5 protein-coding genes are annotated in these 9,109 nt (G+C 68.7%); 2 read left to right on the forward strand and 3 right to left on the reverse strand.

Going from position 1 to position 9,109, the window contains the following annotated elements; all coding sequences use genetic code 11:
• Positions 1-95: 95 nt before the first annotated feature.
• Complete coding sequence (gene mtnA, locus HOV77_RS19370) at positions 96-1,073, forward strand: S-methyl-5-thioribose-1-phosphate isomerase (RefSeq protein WP_290863836.1); 978 nt, start codon at positions 96-98, stop codon at positions 1,071-1,073.
• Here the strand turns inward: mtnA and HOV77_RS19375 are convergent.
• The gene (locus HOV77_RS19375; protein WP_290863837.1) at positions 1,039-1,704 is read right to left on the reverse strand and encodes a class II aldolase/adducin family protein; all 666 of its coding nucleotides are present in this window, start codon (positions 1,702-1,704) and stop codon (positions 1,039-1,041) included. The genes mtnA and HOV77_RS19375 overlap by 35 nt on opposite strands.
• Positions 1,705-1,810: 106 nt before the next feature.
• Between HOV77_RS19375 and HOV77_RS19380 the strand changes: the two genes are divergently transcribed.
• A complete protein-coding gene (locus HOV77_RS19380) occupies positions 1,811-5,515 on the forward strand; it encodes a carbohydrate-binding protein (RefSeq protein WP_290863838.1) in 3,705 nt (1,234 codons plus the stop codon).
• Between the two features lie 149 nt (positions 5,516-5,664).
• Here the strand turns inward: HOV77_RS19380 and HOV77_RS19385 are convergent, their stop codons facing one another.
• Complete coding sequence (locus tag HOV77_RS19385) at positions 5,665-8,106, reverse strand: excinuclease ABC subunit UvrA (RefSeq protein WP_290863839.1); 2,442 nt, start codon at positions 8,104-8,106, stop codon at positions 5,665-5,667.
• A gap of 10 nt (positions 8,107-8,116) precedes the next feature.
• On the reverse strand, positions 8,117-9,091 hold the full coding sequence (locus HOV77_RS19390; protein ID WP_290863841.1) for an alpha/beta hydrolase: 975 nt from the start codon (positions 9,089-9,091) through the stop codon (positions 8,117-8,119).
• Between the last annotated feature and the right edge of the window lie 18 nt (positions 9,092-9,109).

Raw genomic sequence — 9,109 nt, forward strand, 5'->3', positions numbered from 1 at the left:
GGATCCCCCCTCCGACCCGAGGACTCTGTTACTTAGAAGCTTACGTACCGATTTGGCCCCGTACCGGCGATTTGTGAATCGGCTACGTTTACCCGGTGGACCGCACCATCGACTGGGACGGCGAGGCAGTCGTCACCGTGGACCAGACCGCGCTGCCGCACGCGTACCGCGAGCTCCGGCTCCGCGACGTCGACTCGCTCATCGACGCCATCTCCCGGCTCGCGATCCGGGGCGCGCCGGCTCTGGGCGGTGCGGGCGCCCTCGGCGTCGCCCTTCTCGCGCGGGATCATGACGCCCAAGTGGTACGCAGAGAGGCCGAGCGCCTCGCATCCGCTCGGCCGACCGCGGTGAACCTCCGATGGGGGGTGAATCGGGCGCTGAGCCGGTTGGCCGAGGGACCCGAAGCCGTCCTGGCCGAGGCGCTGGCCGTGTTGGAAGCGGACGAACGGGCCAATCGGGTTGCTTCCGGGCGGGCCGCCGACCTCGTACGCGAATTGTGCGAGCGGCGTCCGCTCCGCGCCCTGACGCACTGCAACGCCGGACGGCTGGCCACGGTCGGCTGGGGTTCGGCGCTGGGCGTCGTACGCCACCTGGCCCTCGTGGGCGAGGTCGGCGAGGTGCTGGCCGACGAGACCCGGCCGCTGTTGCAGGGCGCCCGGCTCACGGCGTACGAGCTGGCCGAGATGGGCGTGCCCTATCGCGTCTGCCCCGACTCGGCCGCCGCGACCGCGATGGCCCAGGGACTCGTGGACTTCGTCGTCGTCGGAGCCGATCGGATCGCCGCCAACGGCGATGTCGCCAACAAGGTCGGCACGTACGCCGTCGCACTGGCCGCCGCCCGGCACGGGATCCCGTTCATCGTCGTCGCGCCGGAGTCGACTGTGGACACGGCGATCGCCGACGGCTCGGCGATTCCGATCGAGCAACGCGATCCCACCGAGGTCACCCACTACGCCGGAGTGCCGGTCGCCCCGCTCGGCGCGGGCGCGTTCAACCCGGCCTTCGACGTGACGCCGGCCGACCTGGTGACGGCGATCGTCACCGAGGACCGGGTGTGGCGTCCTTCCCGGTAACCCCATAGGTTCCGAGCTTCTCGCGTACGCGGTCTATCTCGGCGGCGTCGAGCACCCGGGGTTCGCCCGCCGACTTCGCCCGCAGCCACACATCGCAGAGCCATTCGAGGTACTGCGCTTTGGCGTACGCCTTCGGCAGGGAGTCGCCGACTGCGATGGTTCCGTGGTTGGCCAGTAGACACCCCGTACGCCCAGCCAGCGCCGCCGTCACCGAGTCGGCGAGTTCGTCGGTGCCGTAGGTGGCGTACCGGGCGACTCGGATCGGCCCGCCGAACAGCGCCACGAGGTAGTGCAGCGACGGTAGTTCCTCGACGAGGGTCGCCACCGCGGTGGCGGCGGTCGAATGGGTGTGCACGACGGCGTTGCCACCCGTCGTCCGGTACGCCGCGAGATGTGTCGGCAGTTCCGTCGTCGGCGGAAGCGGGGCGTCGACCGGGGTGCCGTCGAGGCGGTGCACCCCGACCAGTTCCGGAGTCAGTTCCTCGTACGCCAGCCCGCTCGGCGTGACCGCGATCAGCTCGCCCCGCCGGGCGGAGATGTTGCCCGAGGTGCCCACCACGAGTCCGTCGGCCACCATCCGATGGCAGTACGCGACGACCGCCCGCCGTTCGTCGCCCAGCAGAAGATCCACGTCGCGCAGCTTATCGCTATCGGCACATCCAAATTCTTGACAGCCGTCCAAAGACGTGGCAAATCTGTTAGGCAATCTAACTAACCAAACCTCCTCGGGAGGCACTATGAAGGCACTGCGGCTCGTGACATCCTTGGCGCTCGCCTTGGCCGCTGCGATTCCTACTGCCCTCGCACCACCGGCGTCGGCGCAGCTCGCGGCGGGGAGCATCGGCACTAGCGCCGCCCTGACCGGCTATCGCATCCAGTCCACCGCCAAGACCTCGGACACCGGGGCGACCGTCTCCCAGCCGGGTTATCCGGCCACCGGGTGGTACGCCGCCGCGCCGAGGTCGACCGTACTCGGCGCGCTTCTTCAGAACGGCGTGTACGCCGACCCCTTCTACTCGACGAACATGAAGAACATCCCCACGACCGACTTCACCGTGCCGTGGTGGTTCCGCTCGGAGTTCAGCCTGGCCGACGAGCCCGGCGTACGCACCTATCTCGACTTCTCCGGGGTGATCTCCCGGGCCGACGTCTTCGTCAACGGCGTCCAGGTCGCGACGAACAGTCAGATCGCCGGGGCGTACCCGCGCTTCGAACTCGACGTCACGGCCCAGGCGCGCGTCGGGACCAACGCCGTCGCCTTCCGGATCTCGCCGAACAACGCGTCGAGCGACCTCACGACCGGCTGGATCGACTGGCTGCAGAACCCGCCCGACCGCAACATGGGCATCTTCCGCGATGTGAAGATCAAGCGGGCCGGGCCGGTGTCGCTCCGCGGGGCCCACGTGCTGACCAGCGTCACCAGCGGACTGGACAGCGCGACGCTGACCGCCAAAGTAGACGCGCGAAACGACACTGCTTCCGCCGTCACGGCAGTCGTCTCGGGATCCGTCGCGGGAGTGGCCGTCAGCAGCACGATCACCCTGGCCGCGCGCGAGTCCAAGACGGTGACCTTCAGCCCCGTCACCCTCGCCTCGCCGCAGATCTGGTGGCCGGCCGGAATGGGCGCACAGCCTCTTTACAACCTGACCCTGTCGGCATCGGTCGGCGGCACCGTCACCGATACCGCCGCCTCCCGATTCGGCGTACGCACGGTGACCGGAACGCTGGACGCGAGCGGCCATCGGGCGTACAAGATCAATGGACATCCGCTGCTCATCCGCGGCGGCGGTTGGTCGCCGGACGTCTTCCTGCGCTGGGACCCGGTCTTCGTGCAGGACAAGATCCGATACGCGCTCGACCTGGGCCTGAACACCATCCGCCTCGAAGGTCACCTCGAGCCGGACGAGTTCTTCGACCTGGCCGACGAGATGGGCATGCTCGTGTTGCCCGGCTGGGAGTGCTGCAACAAGTGGGAGGCGAGCTCCTGGACCTCGGCCGACTACGCCGTCGCCAAGGCGTCGATGAGCGGCGAGGCGATCCGGCTGCGCGATCATCCGAGCGTCATCTCGTTCCTGATCGGCAGTGACAACGCGCCGCCCGCCGCCAAGGAGACGCCTTACGTGGACGCGTTGCGGGCGGCCGACTGGCCGACTCCGATCATCGCCGCGGCCTCGGACAACTCCTCGCCGATCACGGGCTCGTCGGGGATGAAGATGCCCGGCCCGTACGAGTGGGTGCCGCCGAACTACTGGTACAACAAGCGCGAGGGCGGCGCCTTCGGCTTCAACTCCGAGACCAGCGCCGGGCCGGACGTTCCCACGCTGGACACGTTGCGCCGAATGATGTCCGCGAGCGAGCTGGCCACCCTGTGGCAGAACCCCACGTCGACCCAGTACCACCGGTCGCCGTCGAGCACCTTCGACGACCTCGGCATCTTCAACAACGCCATGATCGGCCGCTACGGCACCCCGGCCAGCCTGGACGACTACGTGCGCAAGGCCCAGCTGCAGCAGTACGAGAACGTCCGGGCACAGTTCGAGGCGTACGGGCGGAACTTCAAGGATTCCTCGAACCCGTCGACCGGCGTCGTCTACTGGATGCTGAACAGCGGTTGGACCTCACTGCATTGGCAGCTGTTCGACCGGTACTTCGACCAGAACGGCGCGTACTACGGGGCGAAGAAGGCGAACGAGCCTCTGCATGTTCAGTACTCCTACGACACCAAGTCGGTCGTGGTCGTCAACTCTCGGGTCGCCGCCGCGAGCGGGCTGAGCGTCACCGCCTCGGTCTACAACCTCGACGGTACGCAGAAGTCCACGCAGACGGCGAACTCGCTGTCGGTGGCCGGGGACGGCGGACGGACGACCGCGCTGACCATCCCCTCGATCAGCGGGCTCAGCGGCACGTACTTGGTGAAGCTGACGCTGCGGGACGCGGGCGGAACCGAGGTCAGCCGGAACGTCTACTGGTTGTCCACCTCGGACGATGTGATCGATTGGTCGGGCAATGACTGGTACTACGTTCCGACGTCCAGCTACGCCAACCTCAAAGGTCTGACCTCGATGGCGAGCACCACCGTGTCCGCCTCGGCGTCGACCACGACCGACGGCGGCGGGACCTCGACGACGTCGGTAACCCTGCGCAACACCAGCACCGGGCTGATCCCGGCGTTCTACCTCGACGCTCATGTGGTCGACGCCGCCGGTGCTCCGGTGCTGCCGATCCGGTGGACCGACAACGCCGTCAGCCTGTGGCCCGGCGAGTCCACCACGTTGACCGCCACCTATCGGACCGCCGATCTGCACGGCAGTGCGCCGAGCGTACGCGTCGCGGGGTGGAACACCGGTACGCAGACCGTCCCGGCCGGATCGGGCGAACCCGACGTCGTTCCCCCGACCGTTCCGGGCAGCCCGCGTACGACGGCGGTCTCGGCGAGCAGCGTGACCGTGTGCTGGGACGCGAGCACGGACAACGTCGGCGTCGTCCGGTACGACGTCTTCCGCGACGGCGTCAAGGTCGGCTCGGTAACTCCGCCGGCGACGTGCTTCACGGACACGACCGTGCAACCGGACACCACGTACGCCTATACGGTGAAGGCGTACGACGCCGCCGGGCTGAGCTCGGCGGCGAGCGCGGTGGTGAGCGTGACGACCCCGGCGGCTCCGTCCGGCCCGGTCCGATACGAGGCGGAGAACGCGACGATCTCCCAAGGTGTCGTCGAGGCCAACCACCTCAACTACTCCGGCACCGGCTTCGTGAACTACGACAATGTGACCGGCAGCTATGTCGAGTGGACGGTCAGCACCGCCACGGCGACCTCCGCGCGTCTGGATCTGCGGTACGCCAACGGGACCACCACCGACCGGCCGATGACGATCACCGTCGACGGGACCGCAGTGGCCACCGGGACGTCCTTCGCCGGAACGGGGAACTGGGACACCTGGGCGACCAAGTCCCTCACAGTGAGTCTGTCCTCGGGCACCCACAAGGTACGCGCGACGGCGACGACGGCCAACGGCGGCCCGAACGCCGACCATCTGGAAGTGACACCGCTGACGCCGAAGACGCGATACGAGGCGGAGAACGCGACGATCTCCCAGGGCGTCGTCGAGGCCAACCATCTCAACTACTCCGGCACCGGCTTCGTCAACTGCGACAACGTCGTCGGCAGCTACACACAGTGGACGGTGAGCGTACCGGCCGCGGGCAGCTACGCCATCACGGTGCACTACTCCAACGGCACGACCGCCAACCGTCCGGCCGACATCACGGTCAACGGAGCCGTCGTCGCGGCCGCGCGGGCCTTCCCCGTCACCGCCGACTGGGACACCTGGGCCGACGTCTCGCTGACCGTGACTCTGACAGCCGGCACGAACACGATCCGGGTGACCGGGACGACCACCTCCGGTCCGGCCAACCTCGACTATCTCGAAGTCGGCTGACTCCGTCCGCCCCGTTGATCATGAACCTAAGGTCCCAACGGTCGGCGTGTCGCCACCCACGCAGCCATGATCAACAGGCGCGGCGGCGCCGCGTTGATCATGAGGCTGGGGGCGGCGACACGCCGACGGAGGGGACCTTAGGTTCATGATCAACGGGGCAGGTACCGGCCGGTGAGGCTGCCTGGGGTGGCAGCCACGGTGGCCGGCGGGCCGGCAGCGACGATCTGGCCGCCGTCGGTTCCCCCGCCGGGGCCGAGGTCGATGACCCAGTCGGCTCCGGCGATCACCGCCACATCGTGCTCGACCACGATCACGGTGTGGCCCGCGTCCACCAGCCCGTGCAGCTGCCGGGTGAGGACTTCGACGTCGGCCGGGTGTAGCCCGGTCGTCGGCTCGTCGAGCAGGTACAGCGTGCGGCCCCGCCGACCGCGTTGAAGTTCGGCGGCGAGCTTGATGCGTTGCGCCTCGCCGCCGGACAGCTCCGTCGCGGGCTGCCCGAGATGCAGATAGCCCAGCCCGACCTCGCGCAGTACGCCGAGACTCCGGGCCGCGGCGGGAACGTCGGCGAGGAACTCCGCCGCCTCGTCCACCGTGAGGTCGAGGACGTCGGCGATGGTCCGGTCGCGATAGGTGACCTCCAGCGTCTCCGCGTTGTACCGCGCGCCGTGACAGGTCGGGCAGGGCTGATAGGTCCCGGGGAGGAACAGCAGCTCCACCGCGACGAATCCCTCGCCTTGGCAGGTCTCGCAGCGGCCGCCTGCGACGTTGAAGGAGAACCGTCCGGCGGTGTAGCCACGCTCCTTCGCCAACGGCGTACCGGCGAACACTTTGCGTACGGCGTCGAAGAGGCCGGTGTAGGTGGCCAGGTTCGACCGCGGCGTACGCCCGATCGGCCGTTGGTCCACCCGAACCAGGCGGTCGAGCTGCTCCAGGCCGGTGGCGGTCACGCCGACGGACGCGTCGACCGGTTCTTCGAACGCGTCGTCATCCGAGGAGTCTTCGGCCACATCCCCAGCGGAGGAATCGGAGGCGTCCGTACGGAGATGACCGGCGACGACGTCAGCGAGCACCTGACTGACCAACGTGGACTTGCCGGAGCCGGAGACTCCGGTGACCGCCGTGAACACGCCCACCGGAAACTCCACGCTTAGGTCCCGGAGATTGTGGCGGTCGATGCCGGACAGTCGCAGCCAACCCTCAGGCTTCCGGGGCTCAGCAGCGGCAACAGTGTTCGACCCGAAGAGGAAGCGTGCTGTCGCTGATGCCTCCACACCGGACAGTCCATCGACGGGTCCACTGTAGAGAACTTCACCGCCGTGGGTTCCGGCGCCCGGACCGACGTCGATCAGCCACCCCGCTGTGCGTATCACTTGAAGATCGTGTTCCACCAGAAGCAGCGAGTTGCCCGCGGCCTGGAGTCGCGCGAGCAGCGTGACCAGGGGTTCGGTGTCGGCCGGATGCAGACCCGCGGACGGTTCGTCCAGGACGTAGACGACGCCGAACAAGCCCGAGCGCAACTGGGTCGCGAGCCGGAGGCGTTGCAGCTCACCGGCGGAGAGCGTGGGCGTCGAGCGGTCGACGCTGAGGTAGCCGAGGCCGAGCTCGACGAGCAGATCGACCCGCGCGAGCAGGTCCGGGACGATGGTGGCCGCGGGTTCGGTCGCGTGGTCCGCCGCGCGCAGCCGAGCCGCGAGAGCCGACAACGGTAGTGCCGCCATGGCCGAGATGTCGAGATCGGCGAACGTGATCGCAAGCGACGAAGGCCGTAACCGGCGTCCTTGGCAGACCGGGCACGGCGACGTACGCAGAAAGCGCCGCATCCGCTGCCGGATCGGCAGGCTCTTCGACGTCGCAAAGGTATGCAGCACATAGCGTTCGGCGCTCTGATAGCGCCCCTGGTACGGCCGCTGAATCCGGCCGACCTCGCGTTCCGGATGGACGGTCACGACCGGTTGCTCGTCGGTGAACAGGATCCAGTCACGATCGGATTGCGACAGCTCCGACCATGGACGGTCCACGTCGTACCCAAGAGTCGCGAGGATGTCCCGGAAGTTCTTGCCCAGCCATGCTCCCGGCCACGCGGCGATCGCCCGGTCGCGAATGGACAATGACGGGTCGGGAACGAGCGAATCCTCGGTGACCCGATGGAGCAGCCCTTGCCCGTGGCACTCCGGACACGCCCCGGCCGGCGTGTTGGGCGAGAACGCGTCGGAGTCGAGCCGGGCCGCCCCGGCCGGATATTCGCCTGCTCGCGAGTAGAGCATGCGCAGCAGATTGGACAGCGTCGTCACGGTGCCGACCGACGAGCGGGATCCCGGCACCGCCCGCTGCTGGCCGAGCGCGACCGCCGGCGGCAGCCCGGTGATCTCGTCGACCTTGGGCGCGCCGACCTGATTCAGCAGGCGGCGGGCGTACGGCGAGACCGATTCGAGGTAGCGGCGCTGTGCCTCGGCATAGATCGTGCCGAAGGCCAGCGACGACTTGCCGGAGCCGGATACGCCGGTGACGACCACCAGCTCGTCGCGCGGGAACTCGACGTCGACGTTACGGAGATTGTGCTCGCGCGCTCCCCTGACCCGGACGAATCCCACTCGCCCATGATCACACGATTTCGCCCAGGATCCGGGCGAACTCCTCGGGGCGTTCGATGTGCGGGCTGTGGCCGACGCCCGCGAACGTGATCTCCCGGTACCGGCCACCGGCAGCCGCGTAGCGGTCCAGCACTTCCCGCGTCTGGCGCACCATCGGTTGCGGCGGCGCCGTCTCCTCCCCCGGCCAGCCGGGTACCACGCCGAGTTTGCCCAGGTACGCGAGATCGAAGGCAGACGTGTCCGACACGATGACGTCTTCGTCTCCGCGTACCCAGGTGATCGGGGGCTTGCCCGTCAGGGCGACCAGCGCGTCGGCGACGTTGTGATGGCCCGGGTCCATCGCGTTCGCCACGCCCCGCGTCCCCGCGCGTACGCCCGGCCACACCTCAGCGGACACGGCGTCGCCGGGATAGTTGTCCTCGCCGGTCGCGGTCGACAGCACCGTGTCGAGCAGGGCCTCCTCGTCGTCGCCGAGCGAAGCGGGATCAGCCACATAGCAGGTACGCAACACCGCTCGGGGACTCGTCGGAGCCTCCCCCGATCGATCGCCGGCCGCGATCGCCGCGACGAAATCGGGGTTCACCGCACCCGCCCCACCCGCTCCGAACCCGTACGGCGACAGCGGCGACTCCAGGATCAGCGCTTTCACCTTCTCGGGGTGATCGAGGAGCAGCTGTGTGGCGACGCCACCGCCCATCGAGTGGCCGACGACCACCGCCGGGCCCATCGCGAGCGCGTCGAGCAGCGCGGCGAGGTCGTCCGCGAAATCCTTGAGCCCCCGGGTGGCGTCGACCGGCGCAGTCTCCGTGTCGCCGTAACCGCGCAGGTCCGGGGCGACGATGCGCCAATCCTCGGGCAGGTGACGCACCAGCGGCGCCCAGAACGCCCCCGACGAGCAGTTGCCGTGCACGAGAAGCACGGGCGGGCCGTCGAGCGGGCCGCGTACCAGGAGATTCTGCTCGATGCCGTGGGCGGTGACCTTCATCCCGCCATGCTCACCCCC

This window comes from Hamadaea sp., from assembly GCF_013362815.1.
GTDB lineage: Bacteria > Actinomycetota > Actinomycetes > Mycobacteriales > Micromonosporaceae > Hamadaea.

Coding starts and splice junctions, on each gene's coding strand:
- HOV77_RS19380 (WP_290863838.1), top strand. CDS start 1,811: ATGAAGGCACTGCGGCTCGTGACATCCTTGGCGCTCGCCTTGGCCGCT.
- HOV77_RS19390 (WP_290863841.1), bottom strand. CDS start 9,091: ATGAAGGTCACCGCCCACGGCATCGAGCAGAATCTCCTGGTACGCGGC.